The sequence below is a fragment of the Streptomyces coacervatus genome (assembly GCF_029223485.1).
Taxonomy (GTDB): Bacteria; Actinomycetota; Actinomycetes; order Streptomycetales; family Streptomycetaceae; genus Streptomyces; species Streptomyces coacervatus.
Genome location: NZ_JARHTP010000006.1, coordinates 360,190 through 383,448 on the forward strand (window position 1 = coordinate 360,190; position 23,259 = coordinate 383,448).

At 68.0% G+C, this 23,259-nt stretch carries 17 protein-coding genes; 9 read left to right on the plus strand and 8 right to left on the minus strand.

Annotated elements, in window-relative coordinates:
• Window positions 1-13 precede the first annotated feature (13 nt).
• Together P2Q00_RS17480 and P2Q00_RS17485 are read left to right on the plus strand one after the other, a co-directional pair.
• On the plus strand, window positions 14-1,813 hold the full coding sequence (locus P2Q00_RS17480) for an endo alpha-1,4 polygalactosaminidase (RefSeq protein ID WP_275773466.1): 1,800 nt from the start codon (window positions 14-16) through the stop codon (window positions 1,811-1,813).
• A gap of 128 nt (window positions 1,814-1,941) precedes the next feature.
• A complete protein-coding gene (locus P2Q00_RS17485; protein ID WP_152784187.1) occupies window positions 1,942-2,163 on the plus strand; it encodes a hypothetical protein in 222 nt (73 codons plus the stop codon).
• 344 nt (window positions 2,164-2,507) lie between these two features.
• Here the strand turns inward: P2Q00_RS17485 and P2Q00_RS17490 are convergent, their stop codons facing one another.
• Entirely contained in the window at window positions 2,508-3,197 is a 690-nt protein-coding gene (locus tag P2Q00_RS17490) for an NAD(P)-dependent oxidoreductase (RefSeq protein WP_275773467.1), read from the minus strand.
• Complete coding sequence (locus P2Q00_RS17495; RefSeq protein WP_275773468.1) at window positions 3,194-4,144, minus strand: EamA family transporter; 951 nt, start codon at window positions 4,142-4,144, stop codon at window positions 3,194-3,196. The genes P2Q00_RS17490 and P2Q00_RS17495 overlap by 4 nt, the downstream gene beginning before the upstream one ends.
• An 80-nt stretch (window positions 4,145-4,224) precedes the next feature.
• On the opposite strand from P2Q00_RS17495, the gene P2Q00_RS17500 reads away from it, so the two are divergent.
• Together P2Q00_RS17500 and P2Q00_RS17505 are read left to right on the plus strand one after the other, a co-directional pair.
• On the plus strand, window positions 4,225-5,169 hold the full coding sequence (locus P2Q00_RS17500; protein ID WP_275773469.1) for a LysR family transcriptional regulator: 945 nt from the start codon (window positions 4,225-4,227) through the stop codon (window positions 5,167-5,169).
• A gap of 208 nt (window positions 5,170-5,377) precedes the next feature.
• Window positions 5,378-8,329 carry a SpoIIE family protein phosphatase gene (locus P2Q00_RS17505; RefSeq protein WP_275773471.1) on the plus strand — a complete coding sequence of 984 codons (2,952 nt, stop codon included), beginning with the start codon at window positions 5,378-5,380 and terminating at the stop codon, window positions 8,327-8,329.
• Window positions 8,330-8,343: 14 nt separating this feature from the next.
• On the opposite strand, the gene P2Q00_RS17510 is transcribed toward P2Q00_RS17505, so the two are convergent.
• Window positions 8,344-8,637 carry a putative quinol monooxygenase gene (locus P2Q00_RS17510; RefSeq protein ID WP_275773472.1) on the minus strand — a complete coding sequence of 98 codons (294 nt, stop codon included), beginning with the start codon at window positions 8,635-8,637 and terminating at the stop codon, window positions 8,344-8,346.
• The gene (locus tag P2Q00_RS17515) at window positions 8,634-9,623 is read right to left on the minus strand and encodes a carbohydrate kinase family protein (protein ID WP_275773603.1); all 990 of its coding nucleotides are present in this window, start codon (window positions 9,621-9,623) and stop codon (window positions 8,634-8,636) included. Before P2Q00_RS17515 ends, P2Q00_RS17510 begins: the two co-directional genes overlap by 4 nt.
• 191 nt (window positions 9,624-9,814) lie before the next feature.
• On the opposite strand from P2Q00_RS17515, the gene P2Q00_RS17520 reads away from it, so the two are divergent.
• The 4 genes from P2Q00_RS17520 to P2Q00_RS17535 all read left to right on the plus strand — a co-directional run bounded on the left by P2Q00_RS17520 (window position 9,815) and on the right by P2Q00_RS17535 (window position 14,011).
• Complete coding sequence (locus P2Q00_RS17520) at window positions 9,815-10,831, plus strand: sugar ABC transporter substrate-binding protein (RefSeq protein ID WP_275773473.1); 1,017 nt, start codon at window positions 9,815-9,817, stop codon at window positions 10,829-10,831.
• A gap of 244 nt (window positions 10,832-11,075) precedes the next feature.
• Window positions 11,076-12,071 carry an ABC transporter permease gene (locus P2Q00_RS17525; RefSeq protein ID WP_275773474.1) on the plus strand — a complete coding sequence of 332 codons (996 nt, stop codon included), beginning with the start codon at window positions 11,076-11,078 and terminating at the stop codon, window positions 12,069-12,071.
• Window positions 12,068-12,904, plus strand: coding sequence for an ATP-binding cassette domain-containing protein (locus P2Q00_RS17530; protein WP_275773475.1), 837 nt, complete (start codon window positions 12,068-12,070; stop codon window positions 12,902-12,904). Before P2Q00_RS17525 ends, P2Q00_RS17530 begins: the two co-directional genes overlap by 4 nt.
• A 75-nt stretch (window positions 12,905-12,979) precedes the next feature.
• The gene (locus tag P2Q00_RS17535) at window positions 12,980-14,011 is read left to right on the plus strand and encodes a LacI family DNA-binding transcriptional regulator (protein WP_275773477.1); all 1,032 of its coding nucleotides are present in this window, start codon (window positions 12,980-12,982) and stop codon (window positions 14,009-14,011) included.
• Between the two features lie 24 nt (window positions 14,012-14,035).
• On the opposite strand, the gene P2Q00_RS17540 is transcribed toward P2Q00_RS17535, so the two are convergent.
• The 4 genes from P2Q00_RS17540 to P2Q00_RS50945 form a co-directional block, all read right to left on the minus strand.
• The gene (locus P2Q00_RS17540) at window positions 14,036-17,248 is read right to left on the minus strand and encodes an amidohydrolase family protein (protein ID WP_275773478.1); all 3,213 of its coding nucleotides are present in this window, start codon (window positions 17,246-17,248) and stop codon (window positions 14,036-14,038) included.
• Window positions 17,249-17,644: 396 nt separating this feature from the next.
• Window positions 17,645-17,860 carry a hypothetical protein gene (locus P2Q00_RS17545; protein WP_275773479.1) on the minus strand — a complete coding sequence of 72 codons (216 nt, stop codon included), beginning with the start codon at window positions 17,858-17,860 and terminating at the stop codon, window positions 17,645-17,647.
• Between the two features lie 277 nt (window positions 17,861-18,137).
• The gene (locus P2Q00_RS17550) at window positions 18,138-18,347 is read right to left on the minus strand and encodes a hypothetical protein (RefSeq protein WP_275773480.1); all 210 of its coding nucleotides are present in this window, start codon (window positions 18,345-18,347) and stop codon (window positions 18,138-18,140) included.
• Window positions 18,340-19,014, minus strand: coding sequence for a DUF6338 family protein (locus P2Q00_RS50945; protein ID WP_369293669.1), 675 nt, complete (start codon window positions 19,012-19,014; stop codon window positions 18,340-18,342). The genes P2Q00_RS17550 and P2Q00_RS50945 overlap by 8 nt, the downstream gene beginning before the upstream one ends.
• 688 nt (window positions 19,015-19,702) lie before the next feature.
• On the opposite strand from P2Q00_RS50945, the gene P2Q00_RS17555 reads away from it, so the two are divergent.
• Window positions 19,703-23,068 carry a dsDNA nuclease domain-containing protein gene (locus P2Q00_RS17555; protein WP_275773481.1) on the plus strand — a complete coding sequence of 1,122 codons (3,366 nt, stop codon included), beginning with the start codon at window positions 19,703-19,705 and terminating at the stop codon, window positions 23,066-23,068.
• Window positions 23,069-23,259 lie beyond the last annotated feature (191 nt).

Genomic DNA, 23,259 nt, shown 5'->3' on the forward strand with positions numbered 1-23,259 from the left:
AAGGTGACCGGCGATGTCGCTGAGCCCCGGCGATCCGGAGTCCATAGGCGGCTACACGCTGGTCGACCGGCTCGGCAGTGGCGGCATGGGTGTCGTCTATCTGGGCCGTTCGGAAACGGGACGCCGGGTCGCGGTCAAGGTCGTGCACGCGCAGTACGCGCAGGACGAGGAGTTCCGGACGCGGTTCCGGCAGGAGATCGCGGCGGTCCGCCGGGTGAGCGGGGCGTTCACGGCCCCGGTGGTGGACGCCGATCCCGACGCCGTACCGCCGTGGATGGCGACGCTGTATGTGCCGGGCCGCACGCTGTCGGACATCGTGACCAAGGACGGCCCGCTGCACGGAAGCGAGTTGCACACGCTCGCGCTGGGTCTGGTCGAGGCGCTGCGGGACATCCACCGGGTGGGTGTGGTGCACCGCGATCTGAAGCCCAGCAACGTCCTGATGGCCGAGGACGGACCCCGTGTCATCGACTTCGGCATCTCGCACGCCGTCGACAACGAGGCCCTGACGGTGACCGGGCGGCTGATCGGCACCCCGCCCTTCATGTCCCCGGAGCAGTTCGCCGCGCCGCGGGACGTCACCGCGGCCTCGGACGTCTTCTCGCTGGGGTCGCTGCTGGTGTACGCGGCCACCGGCAACCGTCCGTTCGACGGCAGCAGCCCATACCTGACGGGCTATCAGGTGATGTACGAGGCACCGGCCCTGGACGGAGTCGCCGAACCGCTCCGGAGCATCGCCGAACGCTGCCTGGACAAGGACCCGGCGGCCCGGCCCGAACTCGCCGAACTGCAGCGGATGTTGCGGGAGTTGCGGGAGTTGTGGTTGCCGGATTCCGCCGCACCGGACGCAGCAGACGCAGCGGACGCAGCAGACGCAGCGGAAACCCACCCCCGGTTTTCCCCTACGGCCTCCGGCCCTCGGGACCCGGCCACCACCGTGGGGACGGGGGAAACGGACACGGTGGCCCGCACCGGAAACAGACGCCGACGGCGGCGCATCCTCGTCGGCCTCGCCGCGGCGGTGGCCGTCACCGGGTTGAGCATCGCGGCCGTGAATGTCGGGTCGCACCAGAACGGCAGCTCCCAGTCCCCCAACGCCGCCGCGGTGACGCTGCCGCCGAAGCACGTGCCGTGGGACTACCAGATCAGCGGCGCGTACCCCCTGCCGACCGGTGTGCGGGTGGTCGGTCGCAGCCATGAGGACGAGGCTGCGCCCGGTGCGTACAACATCTGCAACATCAACGCCTTCCAGGCACAGGAGCACGCGGAGGGCGACTGGGGCCCCGACCTGCTGCTGCGCGACGCCGGCGGGCATGTCGTCTACGACAAGGACTGGGGCGAGGCGGTCCTGGACATCCGCACGGACGGCAAGCGGCAGCGCATCGCGGCCAAGCTGAACAAGTGGATCGACGAGTGCGCGGCCACCGGGTACAAGGCCATCGAGCCGGACAACTACGACTCTTTCACCCGTTTCCCGAAATACCTCACGGCCGACGAGGCCAAGGCGCTGATGAGACTGCTGGTGGCACACGCCCACGGGAAGGGGCTGGCCGTCGCCCAGAAGAACACCGCGGAACTCGTGCGGGACCGGGCGTCGGTGGGTCTGGACTTCGCCGTGGTGGAGGAGTGCGGCAGGTATGACGAGTGCGGCGAGTTCGCGGAGGCCTTCGACAACAACGTGTTCGTGGTCGAGTACACGGCGAAGGGCATGTCGAAAGCGTGCGCCGGCTGGAGCCGCCGACTGAGCATCGTCCGCCGCGACCAGGATGTCTCGGCCGAGGGGGCGAGCGGCTATCTCCGCAAGACCTGCTGATCCTCAAAGTCTCCGCGGATCCTCTCCGGAACTCGAAATACCAGGTCAGCGGCTTGACGCGGCCGCTCCCGTGCCGATCTGTGCCGACGGCCACAGCGAGCAGGCTTCGCGTGGGCTCATACTGAGCCATGACCAAGCCTGCGGCACCGAAGCGTCACCTGCCCACCAGCCCCTTCAAGGCGCCGGTCGCACCGGCTCCCAAGCACTTCGCCATGGGCGACCAAGTCACACATGACGTGTACGGACTCGGCCGGGTAGTCGGCATCGAGGACGGAATCGCGGCGCTCGTGGATTTCGGCTCGGCGCAAATGCGGATCTTGAGCCCGTACGCCAAGATGACCAAGCTGTAGAACCACTGTGCCCGTTCACGGCACGCCAGGCCCCCTCGGGGACCTGTAACGAAAGGCAGACCCCTCATCGACTCGACGTCGCTGTTCTCCGCCCTGGAAGGGCAACCCCGCCGTTCCACCGCAGTATCGCCGCCTCCGACGACAAGCCCCTTCCAGGCCCCGGACTTCGGAGAGGACGAGACCTCCTGGTCCGAGGACGCACAGGAGCCCGCCCCGGGCACGCGTGCGGCGCGGCCCAGGGCTGCCTAGGCGCTCCGCTGAAAGTGCGGTGATGAAGCCCCGGCCGGTGGGGGCTGGTCGCGCCCACGCGGCGGAGCCGCATATTGATACAGCCCCGCGCCCCTTCAGGGGCGCGGTACCGCACCGTGGTGGACGACCGTGATCAGGTGGTCGGGGCCGGGGGTCTCGAGTTCGTCGACCACGGCGACGGCCAGGTCCTCGGCGCTGATCCAGGATCGGCCGTCGGCACTGGTGAGCAGGGTGTCGGTGCCGCGCCGATAGCGGCCGGTTCGTATGCCGGGTTCGAGCAGGGCCGGTGGACTCACGTAGACGTGATCGGCATGGGCGTGGGACCGGCAGGTTCGCAGCTGGGCGATTCCGGCGGCGGCGACGGCCTTGAGGTCGGCAGGCACGTACGCCAGGTTGTCGGCGACCAGCAGATTCCGGTCGTCGGGGCTGCGCAGGGCGCCGGCACCGCCGACCACGAGGACGCGGATCCCGAGCCGTGCGCCGATGTCCAGCACCGTCCGAGTGGCACCGACCAGGAACTCCTCGTCGACCGGCGTGGTCCGCAAGGTCAGTACGACGGCATCCGCGACACCGTGGGAGGCGGAGCCGTCGAGCGCCGCGCGTACGGCGTGCGAGTCGTTCGCGTCGACCGCGACCGGCGTCACGTTCTGGTTGCCCGGGCTCCCGGCCGCGGGTTTGCGGGACAGGGCGATCACCTGGTGGCCACGCGCTCCCGCCTCGTCGATCACCCGGCTGCCGACCATCCCGGTGGCGCCCAGTACGGCGATCGTCATGCCTGTCCTCATCGGATCCGTCCTTCTCGTACACGGCGCGACGGCCTCGGGGCATTGAGCTGCGCCGCGAGCAACGCGGCCAGGGCGAGGACGAAGCCGAAGGTCTGCAGCAGGCTCAGCGACTCCCCCAGCACGACGCCGATGACGGTCGCGACCAGTGGGGACAGCAGCACCAGCGGAGCAGACGCACCGACCGGCAGCTTCCCGATACCGCGGAACCACAGCGTGGACGCGATCAGCCCGCCCACGCTGCCGAGCCACAGGTAGCCGCCCGCGGCTCCGGCATCGATGTGCGGCGGCGCCCCCTCGACCACGAGGGCGAGCGGGAGCAACAGCAGGCCCCCCGCGGCCAGTTGCCATCCGGTCAGGGTCAGCGGGCCGACCCCAGCGGGGAGCCCCCAACGCTTGGTGAGGACGATCCCGGCGGCCATGGTGGCCGTACCGCCGAGCCCGGCCAGGACACCGACGACGTCCAGCCGGGCCTGCGGCCCCAGCACGACGAGCCCGACGCCGACCACGCCGAGCACACCCCAGGTCAGTCGCCAGGCCGTCGGCCGGACGTGGAGGAGTACTACGGCCAGCCCGGCGACCAGCAGCGGCTGGGTCGCACCGAGGGTGGCGGCGACACCCCCGGGGAGTCGTTGGGCCGCGACGAACAGGAGGGGGTACAAGGCGCCGATATTGAGCGCGCCGAGGACGACGGCCTTCCACCACCAGTCCCCGCACGGCAGCACCCGGGTGATCGCCAGCGCGAGCAGCCCGCCGGGCAGGGCGCGCAGCATCCCGGCGAACAGCGGATGGCCGGGCGGGAGCAGCTGGGTGGTGACGACGTACGTGGTGCCCCAGGACGCCGGGGCGAGTGCGGTGAGGGCAACGGTGGCCGACTGCCGTGCGTGCAGGGCGGGTTGGGCGTACGAGATCCGCGGCGGGCCGGCGGCCCGCTCGGTCGAGGTATGCATGTGATGAAGTCTCGGAACCCTCCCGTCATGAGTCCAACACATGCTTGTCATCGCAGCCATGAACCAGAACGATTGAACGGGTGGATCTCCAACAGATGCGCTACGTCGTCGCCGTCGCCGAAACCCGTAACTTCACCCGCGCCGCGGAGCGCTGCTTCGTGGTGCAGTCGTCGCTGAGTCACCGGATCGCCGGCCTGGAACGGGAGCTCGGGGTCAAGCTGTTCGCCCGGTCCAGCCGCCGGGTCGAGCCGACCCCCGCGGGAGTGGCGTTCGTCGCCGCCGCACGCGAGTGCCTGGCCGCCGCCGACCGCGCGGCTGCCGACGCCGCCGCCGCGACCGGCGTGGTACGGGGCCGGCTCGCCGTCGGCGTGATCGTGACGACGGCTGCCGTCGACGTACCCGAGCTGTTGCAGCGGTACCGCGCCCGGCACCCGGCCGTCCGCGTCGCCCTTCGTTCCGGGCGCAGCGACGAGCTGGCGGCGGCGGTCGGCAGCGGCGAGCTGGACATCGCCTTCCTGGGCGTGCCGGAGAGCGAACCGCCGTCCGGTGTGGAGAGCGTCGTTCTCGCCCGCGACGAGCATGTGCTGGTGGTGCCGGCCGGGCACCGGCTGGCGGGCGTTGCCCGGGTCACGCTGCCGGAGATCGCCGAAGAGACGTTCGTGGACTTCGTGAGCGGGACGCCCGCCCGGGCCCAGTCCGATCAGGCGTTCGCCGCCGCGGGCCTGGTCCGCGACGTCGCGTACGAAGCCGGCGTCGTGGAGCTGATCACCCGGCTGGTCGCGCGCGGGCTCGGCATCGCGCTGCTGCCGTCGGCGTTCATCCGGCCGCGGGCCGCCGACGACCCCGAACTGGCCCTGGTCCCGGTGGTCGGCGGACCGCGCCGGATCGAGTACCTGGTGTGGAGCCGCTTCAACCCGAGCCCGGCCACCCGGGCGATGCTCGGCGTCCTCGGAGTGGGAGCGCCGTCAACGGTCCGGTCGCCCATCGGACGCGTGAACCTCCCCAAGGGAGACGAAATCGCCTAAATTGCTCGGACGGGGATGAATTCGCAGGATGGATTCGAGGGATGCAGATCGCTGCAGGTCCCGATCGCATGCGGTCCAGCGGGTAGCCAAGGGGGAGCGGAGGCGACAGTCTGCTGTGGTGAATGCCAGAGGTGGCGATGCCGACAACACCGGCTCGTCAATGCCACCCGCCCCCCGTCCGCTGCACAGCCCGCAGGGACTGGGGACCATGCAGACCGTGCCGCCCTCGGAGCGACAGCGCACACGGCTTCGGCTGCTCGGCGCCGTGGACGAGGACCGGCGCGATGTCGAGGTGCTGCTGACTGGGCTCCAGCAGGCCGTGGCCGAGGTACACGGCCTGGGCGGCATGGTGCATCTCCCGGGCGGCGGCATGAGCGGCATCCTCTACCTGGTCGCCGACAGCGGCCTGCCGGAGTCGATGACCCGGCCCTGGCTGATCATCCCGGTACGGGGCACGGCGCCGCCCAGCAGGGCCGCCCGCAGCGACACCGTCGCCTGGCAGCCCGACCTGGCCCCGCCCGACCCGGTGCCCGGCCGGGACCCCGCCGCCCTGTGGCCCTCCCGGCTCCCCGCCGGCATCGGTCACCTGGCCGTCCCCGTTCCGGGCGGTGGCGGGCGACGCGGCGCGCTGTCCGTCCTGTTCGCCCCGGGCGCCGAGCCCGGCGCGGCGGAGCACGCGTTCCTGAACGAGGTGGCGGCCTGGATGTCCGGGAGGCTCAGGTCGTCCGGGATCCTCAATCCGTCCCCCACCCTGCTGCACGCCCTGGAGAACGGGCCAGGACCGCGGGAGGCCGCCCCGCGGGACGTGGAAGGGGACGGGGTGCCCTCCCTCACGTACACCTGGGACCTGCGCACCGGCGAGCTAACCGCAGACGGGCCTGTCGAAGAGGTGCTGGCCGGCGTCGATCCGGAGGTGATGTACGGCGGCATCGAGGCGTGGGCGGCGCTGATCCACCCGGACGACCTGCCGGGGGCGGTGGCCGGTTTCGACCGGGGCATCCAGCAGCGCGGCGGCTTCCAGAGCGAGTACCGGATCCGGCGCCAGGACGGCATCTACCTCTGGATCGAGGCCTGTGCCCGGACGATCACGGACGAAGAAGGGGCGCCGGTGAAGGTGATCGGCACCGTCCGGAACAGCAACGAAACGCATGCCGCCGCCGAGTCGGTGGGACGGGCGCTGCGGCACATGAGCGACGGCTTCGTCTCCCTGGACACGGACTGGCGCATCGGATTCCTCAACCAGGCCGCCGAGCGGCTCTTCGGCGCGGCGGGAGACGTGGCCGGAGCCCTGCTGTGGAACGTTCCCGCGGTACGTGCCGTGCCGGAGCTGGAGCGGCAGTGCCGGGCCACGGCGGCCGAGGGCCGGCCCGCCGGATTCGACGTGCCGTGGCCGGACGGGACGTCCTGGTACCACCTGCGGCTGGTGCCGGTACCGGAGGGCCTCACGCTCTACATCACCGACACCACCGAGAGGCATCTGCGGGAGGCCGAGCGGGCGGCGGCGGAACGGGCGGCCGCAGAGCGGGCGGCCCTGGTGCAGCGGATCACGCGGGAGCTGGCCGAGGCCGTCACGGCCCAGGACGTGATCGCGGCGGTGGCCGACGGCGTGATGACGCCCCTCGGCGCCACCGGACTCATCGTGCTCGGCGTGGTCGGCGACGGACTGACCGTGGTCGGCTCCCGGGGATATTCGCAGCGCTTCACCCGGCTGCTGGACGGCCAGTGGACGGTGCGGGACACCACGCACCCGGTGGGGGACGCCCTGCGCACCCGCACCCCCCTCTCCATCGCCTCCCTGGAGGAGTTCCTGACCCGTTACCCGGGGGCCGAGAACCTGATCCGGGAGGGCGGCAAGCAGGCGTGGGCCTTTCTGCCGCTGGCGGTATCGGGGCGCGGGATCGGCGCGGCGGTGATCTCCTGGGGCGGGCCGCGGGCGCTGGACGACGACGAACGAACGCTGCTGACCGCGCTCAGCGGACTGATCGCGCAGGCCCTGGAGCGGGCCGGGCTCTACGACGAGGCGACGACCCGGGCCCGTACCCTGCAGCGCAGCCTGCTGCCGCAGGCACTGCCCGAGCTGCCCGAGGTGACGGTGGCGGCGCGCTACCAGCCGGCCAAGCAGGGAGCCGATGTCGGCGGCGACTGGTACGACGTGATCCCGCTCTCCGCGGCCCGGGTGGCGCTCGTGATCGGCGACGTCATGGGCCATGGCATGGCCGAGGCCGCCACCATGGGCGGGCTCCGCACAGCGGTCCGCACCCTCTCGGAGCTGGAGCTGCCGCCCGACGAGATCCTCGACCATCTCAACGACATCGTCGGCGAACTGGGCACCGATGCGTTCGTCACCTGCCTGTACGGCATCTACGACCCGGTGACCCGGCGGCTGTCGTACGCCTGCGCCGGTCAGCCGCCCCCGGCGGTGGCCCACCCCGACGGCACCGTCACCTTCCTGCCCATGACCCCGGATCCGCCGCTGGGGGTGGCCACACCCCCCTTCGAAACCCTTGAGGCCCTGCTGCCCGCCGACAGCCTGCTCGCGCTGTACAGCGACGGCCTGGTCGAGAGCAAGGACAGGGATGTCACCACCGGTATGAACCGCCTCGCCGAGCTGCTGCTCCAGTCCGTGAAGGCCATGCCGGCCGCACCGGCGGACGCGTCCGACCTGGACGCCCTCTGCGCCACCATCACCTCCGCCCTGCTCCCCGCCCACGGCGCACTCACCGACGACGCCGCCCTGCTGCTGGCACGCACCCACCCCCTGGACGCGAAGAACGTCGCCGAGTGGCCGTTGCCGGAGGACCCGGTGGCGGCGGGCCAGGCCCGCGAACTGGTCCGCGCCCAGCTCGCCGAGTGGGACCTGGCCGACGAGGACCTGATCATGACCACCGAACTCCTGGTCAGCGAGCTGGTCGGGAACGTCGTCCGGCACGCCTGCGGCCCCATCCGGCTGCGTATGCTCCGCAGCCGCGCACTGATCTGCGAGGTCTCCGACGCCAGCCTGACCACGCCGCACATCCGCCACACCTCCGCCACCGACGAGGACGGCCGCGGCCTGCAGCTCGTCTCCGCACTCTGCCGGCGCTGGGGCACCCGCCACACCCGCACCGGCAAGTCCATCTGGACCGAACAGGCCCTCCCCGCCGCCGCGGTCGATTCCTGACCGCGCTGCGGCGGTCAGGTCAGCGGATCGAGGAAGGTCAGTACGGAGGCGTCCTCTTCGATCAGCGGTGCCAGGGCGGCGTTGAACGGCCCGCCGTACGGCTGCTTCAGGTGCGCCCGGAAAGCGTCCTCGTCCCGGTACACCTCGAAGATCCAGAAGGCCCGCGGTTCGGACGCCTTGGTGTAGACGTCGAAGGCGAGGTTGCCCTCCTCCTCGCGGACCTGCTTGGCGTAGTCCCGCAGCAGGCGGGCGACTTCGTCCGCCGTTCCCTCGCGGGCGGTGAACTCGGCGAACAGGGTCTTGGTCACAGTGATGCCTCCGTGTGTTGTGGGCGTGGCCGGTCATCGGCCCCGATCGGCGCCAACTCGTGCTGCCACGGCGGATTGGGCCCGGCGACCGAACAGGTCAGGGCCGCAACCCGGGTGGCGAACACACAGGCTTCGGCGACCGCGGCCGAGTTCAGGTCCGTGAGCCTGCCGCCGAGGAGTCCGCCGGCACCGAGGTGGTGCAGCAGCCCGGCCGTGAAGGAGTCCCCTGCGCCGACCGTGTCGACCACCTGCGTCGGGACGGCGGGCACCTGGAGCCGTTCGCCGTCGAGGGAGGCCAGGGCCCCGTCGGCGCCGCGCGTGATCACGACGAGGCGGGCCCCGGCGGCGTGCCAGAGGTCGCAGGCCTGCTCGGGAGGCGTGTCCGGCAGAAGGAGTGCCAGGTCGTCCTCGCTCAGCCGCAGCACATCGGCGAGGCTGCACCAGTGCTCCAGCCGGGCGCGGTAGACCTCGGGACGGACCAGCAGCGGCCGTACGTTGGGGTCGATGCTGATCGTGGAGTGGGCGGAGGCTGCCGCGAGGAACTCCTCCACCACCGGCGCGCCCGGCTCACGTACCAGGGCGAGGGAGCCGGTGTGGAGGCAGGCGGTTTCGGACAGGTCCACGCCTGCCAGTTCCGGCGGTGTCCACTGCCAGTCGGCCGTGTTCTGTGCGTGGAAGGAGAACGCGGCCTGACCCTCGGCATCCAGCTCCGCGACCGCCAGCGTGCTGGGCTCGGAGGCCGCGACGGCGTGGGACAGGTCCACTCCGGACGCCTCCAGATGCGCCCGGAAGAGGCGGCCGAACACATCGCCGGACAGCCGTGCCAGGAAGCGGGCCGGGGTGCCCAGCCGCGCCAGCGCCACTGCGGTGTTCGCGGGTCCGCCGCCGGGCAGCACGCGCAGGGCGAGCTCGTCCGGGGCATGTGCCGGTTCGGTGAAGGCGTCTGCGACGCACTCTCCCAGGACCGTGATCTGGCGCGGGTTCAGCGGGCTCATGGGCTGCCCCTCTTTCGGACCGGCAGCGGGGGACGTTGCCGATTTGTGACGAGTACAAGGCATTGACGTTGCCGCGAACGGGAGTCCATCATCCTCGCCATGCGGTGTCAACGTTGACATAAGTCATCGATGACACCGAGGGCAGCACCGCTCGCCATCCCGCATCCCCGCAGGAGTCGTTCATGTCTCGCACCACTCGTCTGTCCCCCTCCCTCCTCAGGGCCGCTGCAGTCACGGGCGTCGCGGCCCTCGCTCTCACGGCCTGCGGATCCGGCTCCGGGTCGAGCTCCACCAGCGCCGGCTCGGGCAAGGTCAAGGTCGGTCTGATCACCAAGACCGACACCAACCCGTTCTTCGTGAAGATGAAGGAAGGCGCGGAGAAGGCCGCCAAGGAGGACGGTGCCCAACTGATGACCGCCGCGGGCAAGTTCGACGGCGACAACGCCGGACAGGTCACCGCCATCGAGAACATGGTGGCCGCCGGGGTGAAGGGCATCCTGATCACCCCGAGCGACTCCAAGGCGATCGTGCCCGCGGTCCAGAAGGCCCGCGCCAAGGGGGTCCTGGTCATCGCGCTGGACACCCCGACCGAACCGCAGAGCGCGGTCGACGCCCTCTTCGCCACCAACAACTTCAACGCCGGCACGCTGATCGGCCAGTACGCCAAGGCCGCCATGAAGGGCAAGACGGCGAAGATAGCCACCCTGGACCTGGCGCCGGGCGTATCCGTCGGCGTCCTGCGGCACAACGGCTTCCTGAAGGGCTTCGGCGCCACCGACAAGGACGTCGTCTGCGCCCAGGACACCGGCGGCGACCAGGCCAAGGGCCAGACCGCCATGGAGAACTGTCTGCAGAAGTCGCCCGGCATCAACCTCGTCTACACGATCAACGAGCCCGCGGCCCTGGGCGCGTACACCGCGCTGAAGGCCAAGGGCCGGGAGAAGGACGTACTGATCGTCTCCGTCGACGGCGGCTGCACCGGCACCCAGGCGGTCAAGGACGGCAAGATCGCCGCGACCTCGCAGCAGTACCCGCTGAAGATGGCCTCCGAGGGCGTCAAGGCCGTGGTGTCGTACGCCAAGAACGGCAAGAAGGCGTCCGGTTACACCGACACCGGCGTCAACCTGATCACCGACAAGGCGCAGACCGGGGTCACCTCCAAGGACACCGGGTTCGGCCTGCAGAACTGCTGGGGGTGAGTGCCGCTTCGCGGGATGAGCCGCGATGTGCCGTCTGTCGTGTGCGGCGCCATCGTGGCTGGTCGCGCAGTTCCCCGCGCCCCTAAAAGGGGCGCTGCCGAACCGCAGCGGTCTTCGCCCGACCTTCTTGGACGCTCCCAAGGACCGTACGACACCGTCTCTCCCCCTCAGCGGGGCGGCCGCCCCGGCCCCCTCCCCCGACCCCCCGGGGCGGCCGCCCCCATGTCCCCGACAAGGACTTCGCATGACTGCCACGACCACGCCGTACGCCGAGCTCAAGGCGCCGACCACGGCCCGCAGACTGCTCACGGCACCGACCACCGGCCCCCTGGTCGCCCTCCTCCTGGCCTGCGCCTTCTTCTCGATCTCGACCGACCAGTTCCTCACCGGCGGGAACTTCTCGCTGATTGTGCAACAGGTCATGGTTGTCGGCACGCTCGCCATCGGTCAGACCCTGATCATCCTCACCGCGGGCATCGACCTGTCCTGCGGTGCCGTGATGGCCTTCGGCAGCATCGTGATCGCCAAGATGGCCGCCAACGGCACCCTGCCCCCGCTCCTCGCCATCGCCCTGGGCATCGCCGTCTGCGGAGGCTTCGGGCTGCTCAACGGGCTGCTGGTGCAGAAGATCCCGCTGCCGCCGTTCATCGTCACCCTCGGCATGCTCAACGTGGCCTTCGCCCTGACCCACATCTACTCGAACGAACAGACGATCACCAGCCTGCCCGGCCCGCTCACCGCCCTCGGGCAGACCTTCCCGCTCGGCCACACCGACATCACGTACGGCTCCCTGGTCACCATCGCCCTGTTCCTGCTGCTCGCCTACGCGCTGAGCAACACCGGTTGGGGCCGGCACGTCTACGCCCTGGGCAACAGCCAGGAGGCGGCGCGTCTGAACGGCATCCGCACCTCCCGCCTGACCATCGGCATCTACACCGTGGCGGGCCTGCTCTACGGCATCGCCGCCCTGCTGCTCATCTCCCGCACCGGAGTGGGCGACCCGCAGGCCGGTCAGACCGACAACCTCGACAGCATCACCGCGGTGGTGCTCGGCGGCACCAGCCTCTTCGGCGGACGCGGCTCGGTCCTGGGCACCTTCATCGGCGTCCTCATCGTCGGTGTGTTCCGCAACGGCCTGCAGCTGATGGGCGTCGCCTCCATCTACCAGACCCTGATCACCGGCGTGCTGGTGATCCTCGCGGTGACCGTCGACCAGATCTCCCGGAAGAAGGCCCGATGACCGCCATCTCCTCCCCCACGCCCGTGCTGCAGGCCCGTGGTCTGGTCAAGCGCTACGGCCATGTCACCGCCATCGACGGGGCCGACTTCGATCTGCTGCCCGGCGAGGTGCTCGCCGTCATCGGCGACAACGGCGCCGGCAAGACCAGTCTGATCAAGGCACTCACCGGGGCGCTGGTCCCCGACGCGGGCGAGATACTCCTGAACGGCAAGCCCATCACCTTCTCCGGTCCGCAGAGCGCACGCGCCCACGGCATCGAGACCGTCTACCAGGATCTCGCCGTGGCCGCCTCCATGGACATCGCCTCGAACGTGTTCCTCGGACGCGAACTGCGCCGCCCCGGTGTCCTCGGCAGCGTCTTCCGCATGCTGGACAAGAAGCGCATGCGCCAGGAGGCCTCCGAGCACATGGCCGACCTGAAGATCGGCCTGCGCTCGCTCACGCAGTCGGTCGAGACCCTCTCCGGCGGACAGCGGCAGGCCGTCGCGGTCGCCCGGTCCGTCGCCTGGGCGAGCAGCGTCGTCGTCATGGACGAACCCACCGCCGCCCTCGGCGTCAAGGAGTCCGGCCAGGTCCTGGACCTGATCCGGCGCGTCCGGGACAAGGGCATGCCGGTGGTCCTGATCAGCCACAACATGCCGCATGTCTTCGAGATCGCCGACCGGATCCACGTCCACCGGCTGGGCAAGCGTGTTGCCGTGATCAAGCCCTCCGACTACTCCATGGCGGAGGTCGTCGCCATCATGACCGGCGCGCTCACCGTCGATGAGGCCGGAGGTACCGTCGTAGCGGACTCGGAGGCCGCGAAGGCGGCCGGAGTCCAGGCCAACTGACAACACGACCAGCTCCCGCATGTTCCGGCCGAGGCCGCGGCCGGAACCCGGGAGCCCACAGGAGACGTTTCCTCCATGGCTGCGAGCCGCCGCCCCACGCTGGCCGACGTCGCCCGAGAAGTCGGTGTCAGTGCCAAGACCGTTTCCCGGGTCCTCAACGAGGACGGGCCGGCCTCGGCCCGGACCAGGGAACAGGTCCTCGCCGCGGTGGCCAGGCTCGGTTTCCAGCCGAACCTGATGGCCCGCAACATCCGCGTCGGCGGCCCGGACACCACCATCGGCCTGGTCATCCCCGACCTCGCGAACCCCTTCTTCGGAGCGGTGGCCCGCGCCATAGAGGACACCGTCGGCGAACGCGGACTGACGCTGCTGATGGGCTCCTCCGCGGACGACGCCGGCCGGGAACGCGCCCTGACGGACAAGTTCCTGGCCCGGCGCGTCAGCATCCTGATGATCGTGCCGTCCGTCGGCGCCGACCACTCCCACCTCAAGAGCCACCGCGCGGCGGGACTGCCCGTGGTCTTCCTCGACCGTCCGGGGGTCGGTCTGTCCACGGACAGCATCGTCAGCTCCAACCGTGCGGGCGCCCACGACGGCGTGGCCCACCTCGTCGCCCACGGCCACCGGCGCATCGGCTTCATCGGCGACCTGCCCGTGAAGCTGTACACCCGCCGCGAACGCCTCGCCGGTTACCGCACCGCCCTGCAGGAGGCCGGTCTCTCCTACGACCGCTCCCTGGTCGCCAACGCCCACGACCAGCAGGGAGCCGCGACCGCGACCGCCGGACTGCTCGGCCTGGCCGATCCCCCCACCGCCCTGTTCGCGGGCAACAACATGGTCGCGCTGGGCCTGGTCGCCGAACTCGCCCGCAGCAACCGCAAGGACATCGCCGTCGTCGCCTTCGACGACGTCCCGCTCGCCGAGGCACTCGAACCGGCCCTGACCGTCGTCGCCCAGGACCCCGAGGAAATCGGCCGGGCAGCCGCGGCCACCGCCCTGTCCCGCCTCGACGGCGACCGCTCCCGCGCCCGCACCATCACCGTCCCCACCCGCCTGATCGTCCGCGGCTCGGCGGAACGCCCTGCCCCTGCGCTGCAGGAGGCCTGACCCGGGGTCCGGAGGGACACCTCTTCAGGAAGCGTGCCCGTCGCAGCACCCGTCCCTCCGCATCAGCCGCCCCATCCCCAGCCAGTCCTCCTCGGCCGCCGTCGTATGCGCGGCCGACGGCTCGAAGGCGGCGGTCAACTCCTCCGTGGTGTACGGCACTCCGCCTCTGAGGACCGAGACCGTACGGACGAGGGTGTCGAAGTCCGTGAACGGGTCGCCGTCGACGACCGTGAGGTCGGCGAGCCTGCCCTCCTCGACCGTGCCGAGGTCGCCGTCGACTCCGAAGAGGCGGGCGGGCAGGACGGTGGCGGTGCGCAGGGTCTGGGCCGGGGAGAGGCCGCCCCGGTGCAGGGCGCGCAGGCCGAGGTGGAGGGAGAGGCCCACGGGGACGAGCGGCTGGTCCGTGCCGAGCGCGACGATCCCGCCGGCGGCCAGGATCCGGCGGTAGATGTCGGTCTCCCGCCGGAGGGTGGCGAGTTGGGCCGCGGTGGGCGGGACGCCGGCCGACTGCCGTACGGCGGCCGTGTCCCACGGGGGCATCACCACCGTGACCCTCGGGTCGTCGGCGAGGGCAGGGTCCGCGCCGAGGAGGGGTGCGGAGGTGAAGGGCGTGGCGATCATGGAGAAGCGCACTCCGCTCGCGGTGTAGATCTCCTCCACGTCCTGGTACGCGTGACCCGTGGGCGTGATGGCGTGCCCGAACTCGGCCCGCTGGGTGGCCTGCAGATGGGTCGTCAGATCCTGGCCCAGCTGGACGCCGGGCGAGAGCAGATGGCCGCCGGTGCGTACGCCGAGGCGTTCGTGGGCGAAGCGTGCGGCCTCCGCCATGACCCAGCCGGGCGCCCGGACGTACGTCTTGACGAAATCCCAGTCCAGTGCGGCGCCCCGTTCCAGCGAGCGGCGCAGGCCCTCCCTGGTCCGGTGGGCGCGGCCCATGCTGTACGCGACGCGTGCCCCGTCGAGGAGTTCGCCGGTGGTCAGCAGCCGCGGCCCGGCGAGCTGTCCGGCGGCCACCGCCTCGCGGATGCGGGCCTGCTCGTACGCGAAGCCGCCGAGGGAGACGGCCGTGGTGATGCCGTAGGTGAGCTGGCCGACGGTCTGGCGGCCGCCGTAGGTGCTCTGCCAAGGGTGGGTGTGGGTGTCCCACAGGCCGGGGATCACGGTGCGGGCGGAGGCGTCGATCCGTCGGAGGGCGGCACGTCGGCCGGGCCGGTGCGGCTCAACTGCCGTGATACGTCCGGCTCGTACGACGATGTCGGCGTCCTCGCGGGTCGTCTCACCCGTGCCGTCCCACAGGCGTCCGGCGTGCACCACCACGTCCGCGGGTGCGGGTCTGGGAGCGGCGAGGGGGACGCGGACGGTGCGGGCGGGGCCGCCGTCGACGCCGACGAGCCGCAGCCGGGTGCCGGAGAGGTAGAGCAGGGTGGCGGAGTCGGCGGACCAGGAGGGGTGGTCGGCCGGTTCGGTGGTGACGGTGCGCAGGTCGCCGCGCGGGGTGCCGTCGGGGTCGACGGGCAGCAGGCACAGCGCCGACTCGACGATCACCGCCATCCAGCGGCCGTCGGGCGACCAGACGGGCCCGGAGTCGTAGCGGTCGGCGATCGAGGTGTGGGGTGCCACGGTGTGGAGCCGGGCGGTGCCCGTCGTCGTGTCGACGATCCGGATGAGGTTGTAGCCCTCGCGGAAGCGGGAGTTGAGGCGGTTGCGGTCGCAGAGGGCGAGGTGGCGGCCGTCCGGCGACCAGCTGGGGCGGCCCGGCAGCCCGCCCCCGCCGAGGGGCGCGGCGAGCACTCGCTCCTCCCCGGACGCCAGGTCGCGGACGAGGATCCGTCCGGTCAGGTCGAGGCAAGCGAGCCGCAGTCCGTCCGGCGACAGCGCGGGATGGACCCGGCCACCGGTCGCGAGCGCGGTCTCCTCGCCGGTGGCGAGATCGTGGCGGTACACGCCGAGGAGTCCGTCGCGGTCGTCGGCGTAGACGAGCGAGTGCCCGTCGGGTGCCCAGGTGGGCGCGAGGAGATACCGGGTGCGGGCTGCGGTGCGCAGTCGCCGGGGCGGGCGCGCGCCCGAACTACTCGCCAGCCAGAGCGAGTTGAGGGCGGCGAAGGCGATCTGCCGGCCGTCGGGCGAGAGCGCGGGCAGGTGGATGCCGCGCACCGGGCGGGCCCGGCCCGGCTCCCCGAGGTCGTACTCCTTGGTCTCGTACCGCGGCCGCCGCACGGGCAGCACGCCCTCGAAGTCGAGGCGCTCCGGCTGTTCGGGGCTGTCCGGTCGTACGAGGGTGAAGGCGCCGTCGAGGGTGACGAGCAGCTCTCCGGCCGGTGTCCAGCGCGGGGGTACCGGGGCGATGTCCCCGGTCACCGGGACGGGATGACCGTCCACGACGAGCGTGCAGGAGCCGTTCGGGGCGGCCGTGGTGCGCAGATGGGCCAGGCGGCCGTCGGGGGCCAGGGCGGGGGTCAGGACCTGCACGGACTCGGTCTCGGTGTGGCGTACGGCGACCGGGCCGGCGCCGTCGGCGGGGACGGCGGCGATCGTACGGGCGTCCAGGCCGGTGCCCAGGGGTGTGGCGACGGGCTTTGCCCGGACGAACAGAATGCGGGTGCCGTCCGGCGACCAGGCCGGGTCGAAGTCCTCCCACGGGCCGTCCTGCAGGGGCCCGTCCTGGCCGGGCAGACCGGTGACACGGGTGATGCGGCCGGTGCGCAGGTCCAGGACATGGATGCGGTACGGGCTTCCGCTCGCGGGGGCCTCGGGGTCGCCGCCGCGCTCCGAGGCGAAGGCGAGCCGGGTGCCGTCGGGCGACCAGGCCGGACCGCGGTCGTCCCAGGGGCCGTCGGTGCGCTGCCGCAGACCGGAGCCGTCGGGGCGCATGGTCCACAGGTGGAAGCCGCCGCCCCGGTAGGCGCAGAAGGCGACGAGGGTGCCGTCCGGGGAGTGCGTGGGCCGGTTGGGTTCGAGGTCGGCCGGGGTCAGCGGGCGGGCCGTGCCGCCGGTGCGGGGCAGGGACCACAGGGTGCCCTGCACCTCGGCGATCAACCGGTCGCCGGCCGGGGCGAGGGTGGCCGAGCCGTTGGTGGCCTGGGTGAAGGACAGGGAGGGGATGCCGGTACGGGGGCGTGCGACCGCCGCCGGGGCTACGCCAACCAGCGGCACGACACTTGCGGCGGCGAGGAGTTGACGGCGGGTCGGGCGAAAGGAGGAGGCGGCGGAGGTCTCGGAGGTCCGGTCACAGTCCATGGCAGCAACACTGCTGCACCGGCAGCCTCGGGCTCAACGCTGTCCCCGGCCATCACTCTGTCGTATCACCGGCGCGCGGCCATGGTCGCGTGTCAGCGCAGTGCGTCTCGGCAATTGGGGTGCGTAGTTCCACACCATGGACGGGTTCACGTACACGGCGTACGCCCTGAGCGATCTGGCAGGTGGGACTCGGCAGGACGAGCGGTTCGCCGACTTGCGGCGGATCGTTGATGGCCAACTCCAAGGTCGACAACCGCTTTAGGAGTTCGATCCGAGGCCGCTCCGGCTGCGGCCGTCGACTGATGCGACGGCCGGACAAGGGTGCTGGTGTACGTCCCCGTCCGGCGTCGTTGATGTCAGCCGTGGATGTCAGAAGCTGGCGGTTGCGTGGCGTCGCTACGGCGAGGGTTTCGGTTTCCGGCGCCTGGTGAGGCGGCGCCAGGCCACCCAGAGATTGATCACAAGTAGGACCGCTCCCGCGATGGGCCAGCCTATGGATCCACCGTTGCGGTAGGTCTCGAGGCCTACGGTCAGCAGCATGACGCCGATCACTGGGCCCATCAGGTCCATGAAGGCGTCCAGGCGGCTTGCGATCTTCGGAAGGTTGGCCACGGCTTGATCGTGACAGTCAACGCGGTGCCTGCAAAGGAGCGAGGTCAGGACCGCACGGAGCTGCCGCTGTCTGTCTGTGTCGAGGCCGACCCCGGTGTACCGCCATTAGCTTGGGAAGCTGCGAGCATTTGGGGGCGGTTCGGTCGCTGACCTGTGCAAACGACCGCCACGCGGCCTCATTGGGCTCGGCGTCCTTCACCGTGAGTCCCCGCTGTTCCCCGCCTGATCTGGTGCGCTTGTGGTGCGCTACGGCAGATCTTCACACTCGCCGGTGTCTTCAGTCGTCAGATGCCGACGTGTCGGCTTGCGCGGTCGGTTCCGGGGCCGGCTGGGGTGGTTCGGCGGGTGCCTGCATGAAGAGCGCTGGCGGAGAGGGCAGGTCGATCATTGCGGTGTTCCCTGATGCGTGTCCCCCCTTCTCCAAGAGATCGCTGGTGTCAACGGTGGCCGTTTCGATCTTGTTGAGATCGCTGGGATTTTCAGACATTCCCACTCCCTGTGGCCGGAGGCTTGATGTACTCGATGTAGGATAGCTCATCCCATCGGATTAGCACGCCAGCCTGGCGAGGTTGTAGTTTTCCGTTAGCGTCCGGAATGAATTGGCCCGTTTGAGGGTCGCATACTGCGGTCTCGGCCAAATAAACGTCCGGGCTATTCGGATGGCCGGCCGCGTAGGACTGAATTCCACTAGACGGGGACTTGGTGTAAGAGCCGCAAATCCATTCCCCAGACTTCAAGCGAAGCCGCATCCACCCCGAAAGCTCTGGTGTCGCGAAGAAGTGTTCCCATGCACTCGGCGCGGGTGCTGGACCCACAACCATGCGAGTCCAGCGCCTGTGCTTGTGAGTGGCCGCACCTACGAGCCACCCGGCCCCAACAGGGATTGCGGCATACAAAAGCACGACAACCCAAAGCCACCAGGAAACAGGTTGTCCCTGGGCTAGGGTCTTCTTCTGGATGTATCGACTGTAGATTTCGTACGTGAGGGGCGCGGCGACCGCGTGGAAGATAGCCGACATTCCAACGAAGCGCAGCAATCGATCTGACAAGTTTAGGCCCCACGCACCTGCCTCACGCTCAAAAACCCACGTATACAGAGCTCCAGGCAGGAGAGCGAAAATGATTACCCAAAAAGCTTCAAAGGTGCTCGGCATCTAGCATCCAATACAATTGGCGCCTAAAATCAGGCGAGTGATTCTATAAGGTTCTTGAGCGGATGCATAGGGGCGACTACCAGCTAAGGCTCACTACGTTCTCCGCTGCGCGGGATCGCAGGTTCGTGGAGTCCGTGGCTCGCGCTGCACGGCTGACCCAGAATTGACGGCCAAAGCGACGTCTCGAGACTCACTTCCGACACGCGCCTTTTGGAGAGAGGCGGGGAGTTGGGCCGCTGACCTGGAGCTCTAATACCTGGTCAGGCTGCCGAGAACTCGACCGCGAGACAACCTCGTTGACCGTGACTGATCCCTGCATCTGGCACGGCAGTGGCACGAACCTCAGCCGACGACAGTCAGCCACGACGGCGGGTGCGCCGACCCACTACGCACGCGTATGCCTCGCCGCACCCCCACTGGCCTCAGCCCTGCTACCGGCTTGCGTCGTCGACCAGAGCAAGCCGCGACGGTCGGCCCCGGCTCCTAGAAGCTGCCGTGGGTCCTCAGAAGGGGTTGGCGCTCATGGTCGGTGAGCTGCACTTCGTTGCTGGACTCACAGACGCGCTGACGTTGCTGCGGAGGGCGTAAACAGCCTAGGTGCGACGATAGCGTTCTGGGCTTGCCCAGCTACGGCCTGTGCTGGGAAGATTCAACGCATAGTAGCGGTTTGAGCACCTGGGAGACGTGAGTGAGCCTCCATGAAATCTCTGGTCTGGCGAAAGCGCTAATTGCCGAGCCGGCAGAAGACTCAGGGAGCGATACTTCCTCCAGGTACAACTTCCAGCATCAATGCGCAGCGCGCCACTGCTTTGCAATGCTCACCGACTCGCCATTGAAAGGTGTGGTTTGCGAATGGCACGTTGACTATGTGCTTATATATGACGACGGAACAAATGAACTAGTATCAGTAAAACATCGAGAGCCCCAAACGGGCCCATGGCCTTTCTCGGAACTTTGGACAAAGGGTGGCTTGGCGACGCTATACTCCCGCTGGAGGGTCACGCCCGAGGCGAAATGCCGTCTCGTCACCAATGGCTCCATGAAATCCACCCGAGACGTAGCCGCAGCATTTTCTCAATCATTGACCAGTCAGGATTTTGAAGATTACGTAACTGATGCTGCGGACAAACTCGATTGCGATACAGAAGAAGCAAGGGAATTTCTGAAAGCGCTACGCATCGAGCATGGAATTCCGGACAGAGTCACTCTGCGCGCACATTCGATCGTAAATATCGTGGAGGGCGCACTAGCTGAGTCGAATATTAGAGATCGCAGCGCTGCTGAGGCTTGGGACGCTGTCGTAAATCTTGTGGCATCGAAGTCTAGAGATCTCGACAACCGTGACTTCTCATCCATTGACTTGGCGAGCCCGAAGGCCCTCGACTCAGACGTCCTTACTTCCGCTAAGGCTCTCAGGCGCACGATTACACGGCCTCAAGTGGTGGACGCTCTCTCGTTGCCACGCGGGGAGGCCATAGCGGATTATCCCCACACCTCTAACTTGTGGATGCGTGAACCCGTATCCGATTTCTTCGGCAGAAGAGACACTCTTCAGAAAATTGAAGAATCACTGAAGGACGGACCGGCGTCTAAGCCTTCACTTGCGCTCATCGGGATGAGTGGCGTGGGAAAAAGTGAGCTGCTTGCACAATACGCCTGGGAGCACGCGGAGCGGTATAAGTTCGTTTGGTGGGTTCGAGCGGATTCTTTGAACGCCGTGCTAACCGATCTATCCTTTCTTTCCGAGGAACTTGGCTTGTTGGCACCGGATTCCGATAACGGACTCCGGCAGTTGAAGAAATATTTCCTCAAGAATCGTGGCCTGATTCTCTTGGATGGGGCGCCCGCGAGTCAGGAAATTCTGAATTTCATTCCAAGAGTTTCTGCGACTCGGTTCTTGATCTCAAGCCTTGACCAGAGCTGGGCGGCAAATGTGGCAACAATTAACGTCTTTCCGCTTAGCGATGCCGATGCCGTAGCACTGTTGGCATCGACTCTCTCTGATGTATCCCAGGACGATCTTGTAGCCCTTAATGAAGCCTTGAATGGGCTTCCCCTGGCACTGAGACAAGCCGCCGGCTACATCGCTGCCTCGGGCATCCCACTGGGCACCTATACAAGCATGGTGCATGACCGAGCGAGTGAGCTCTTGAGTCGGTCAGCACCACCGGAGCATGTAGGGCTCACTGCTGCACTATCGATAACCACTGAACGATTGAAGAAAGATCATCCAAACGCTCTTGCGCTTTTGCATGTCTTATCCTTCCTGGCCCCGCACGGATTTCCGACCGAGCTTTTCAAAATCGAGCTGCCTCCAGCCGGGGAAGAACTAGAAGATGGCGCTGTGGTTCTACCAACTTCCGTAGAAGTCGAACAGCTTGCAGCTGTCGAGCTTACGGATATCTCTCAGAGCGCGGCTAGGCTTCTTGAACTTCTCAAGGATCACCTTTCCCTCTTTGATGCGGTGGCGGACCTTCAAAGGTTTTCCTTGATTGAAGCGCAGCAGAACGGCGTTAGCTGCCACGCTCTCACTCAAGCCGTGGTACGCCAGGCGCTCGCACAGGAGCAGACGGCTGAGGCCTTGGAAGTGGCAACCGTGCTCCTGAATAAGGTCGCCAACCTGAGTCCCTTTGACTCGCGGTTCTGGCCGCACTATAGGCACATGATGCCTCACTTCGAGGCTCTACTTTCCTACGTGGAGGATCGCGGTCAGCTTCCTGCAAATACGATCTTCTTTTATTCTGCGATTGCATTGAATCTCGGAATGCAGGGTTTCAAGGGGGCTAGCCTTTCCTATGCGGACAAGGCAATGGCCAAGATAACCAGCCGAGATGACGTAGCCGTAACCACGAGGGTATTTGTCCGTACGCTGCTTGTTGAGGCTCTAACTGGTTCTGACCGTTGGGACGAAGCTCTTCGCGTAGTAGACGAAACTCTGGCACTCGCTGCAGAAGAGTCAGTGGATAGCGTCTCGATGGCGACTCTGCGCACGAAGAAGGCAGCGGTTCTCCACATGCAGGGTAGGCTAGAAGAGGCGCTCCTTGAATTTGATAAGGCTCATACCTACGCTGAATCCTGCATTGACTCTGATGACACGTCAACTCTCAAACGCTCAGTGAGGGCGAATAGAGCCACGCTGAAACGTGAAATGGGCGACGCTCATGGTTCAGCCCAGGAGTTCAGGGCGCTGATTTCGGAGTATCCAGAGACTTCAACACGTAACGGTCTAGCCACCCTTTACAGCAATTTGGCTCTCGCGCATCTAGACGCCACGGAGTTCCAGGATGCGTTGACGGCATCAGAGAAGGCGCTCGAAATTGATTACGAGAATTCCGACGGATTTCATCTTGATGCGGCCCGTGATTGGAACAATGCAGGGCTCGCGCTACTAGAATTGAGTAGAGCCGATGATGCTGCCGCAGCCTTCGAGGCTGCATTGCGTATACATGAGCACCTAGGAAATGTGGGGTCGACGCTTGATCTCATTGTGCGCATGAATCTCGGCCGGGCGCAGTTGGCTGGAATGGATTTCGGAACAGCGCGAGAGACGTTCGAAAAGACATTGAAGCGTCAAGAGGAGGTGCTCGGCCCTAGGCATCGCGACATTGCATCGACGTTGACCAACTTGGCGGTCGTCTATACAGGTATGCGACTTTTTGGGGATGCGGCCTCGGCAGCCCATCGGGCGATCAAGATCGATCTCGTGGTTTATGGTGAGGGGCATCCTGAACTTATCCCTGATTACAATAACTTGGCTGGCGCGTTGATGATGGCAGGGAGCTATCGAGCAGCCTTGAAGTGGCTTCGCAAAGGGTATGAAATCGCCCTAGAGACATTTGGGTCTGGAAACGTTAGAGTTGGATACTGTTTGGAAAAGATTGCTGTTTGCGCGTACAGTAGTGGTGATGCTGCCGAAGGGGCTTCTGCCATGAGTGAAGCCGTGGAAATTTTTGAGTCCAAACTTGGTGCCGATCACCCCGAGACGATGTCTTGTCGTTCCCTCCTAGGGCAGATGCGTCAGCGTAAGTTCCCCCTCGATTGGGCAAGCATCTGAGCGCAGCCGACCGCCCCAGCCGCGACGTACCTTCTCTGGCATGAAGCGGCTGCATGCTGTGCGTGCGGCACGGGCGCCGGCCGGGCTGGAGCGGGGCGGAGACAGGAGCGCAGGCCCGGCCGGGGGGCGGGCCGCGCGCGGTGAGCGGAGCGAGCCGCCTTGAACCCGTAGAGATGTAACTCAGTCGGACG

What these genes read in the sequence shown, in the direction of transcription:
- P2Q00_RS17490 (WP_275773467.1), bottom strand. Translation starts at nt 3,197, where the DNA reads ATGAGGACAGGCATGACGATCGCCGTACTGGGCGCCACCGGGATGGTC.
- P2Q00_RS17525 (WP_275773474.1), top strand. Translation starts at nt 11,076, where the DNA reads ATGACTGCCACGACCACGCCGTACGCCGAGCTCAAGGCGCCGACCACG.
- P2Q00_RS17530 (WP_275773475.1), top strand. Translation starts at nt 12,068, where the DNA reads ATGACCGCCATCTCCTCCCCCACGCCCGTGCTGCAGGCCCGTGGTCTG.
- P2Q00_RS17540 (WP_275773478.1), bottom strand. Translation starts at nt 17,248, where the DNA reads ATGGACTGTGACCGGACCTCCGAGACCTCCGCCGCCTCCTCCTTTCGC.
- P2Q00_RS17480 (WP_275773466.1), top strand. Translation starts at nt 14, where the DNA reads ATGTCGCTGAGCCCCGGCGATCCGGAGTCCATAGGCGGCTACACGCTG.
- P2Q00_RS17495 (WP_275773468.1), bottom strand. Translation starts at nt 4,144, where the DNA reads ATGCATACCTCGACCGAGCGGGCCGCCGGCCCGCCGCGGATCTCGTAC.
- P2Q00_RS17550 (WP_275773480.1), bottom strand. Translation starts at nt 18,347, where the DNA reads ATGTCTGAAAATCCCAGCGATCTCAACAAGATCGAAACGGCCACCGTT.
- P2Q00_RS17535 (WP_275773477.1), top strand. Translation starts at nt 12,980, where the DNA reads ATGGCTGCGAGCCGCCGCCCCACGCTGGCCGACGTCGCCCGAGAAGTC.
- P2Q00_RS17485 (WP_152784187.1), top strand. Translation starts at nt 1,942, where the DNA reads ATGACCAAGCCTGCGGCACCGAAGCGTCACCTGCCCACCAGCCCCTTC.
- P2Q00_RS17520 (WP_275773473.1), top strand. Translation starts at nt 9,815, where the DNA reads ATGTCTCGCACCACTCGTCTGTCCCCCTCCCTCCTCAGGGCCGCTGCA.
- P2Q00_RS50945 (WP_369293669.1), bottom strand. Translation starts at nt 19,014, where the DNA reads ATGCCGAGCACCTTTGAAGCTTTTTGGGTAATCATTTTCGCTCTCCTG.
- P2Q00_RS17505 (WP_275773471.1), top strand. Translation starts at nt 5,378, where the DNA reads ATGCAGACCGTGCCGCCCTCGGAGCGACAGCGCACACGGCTTCGGCTG.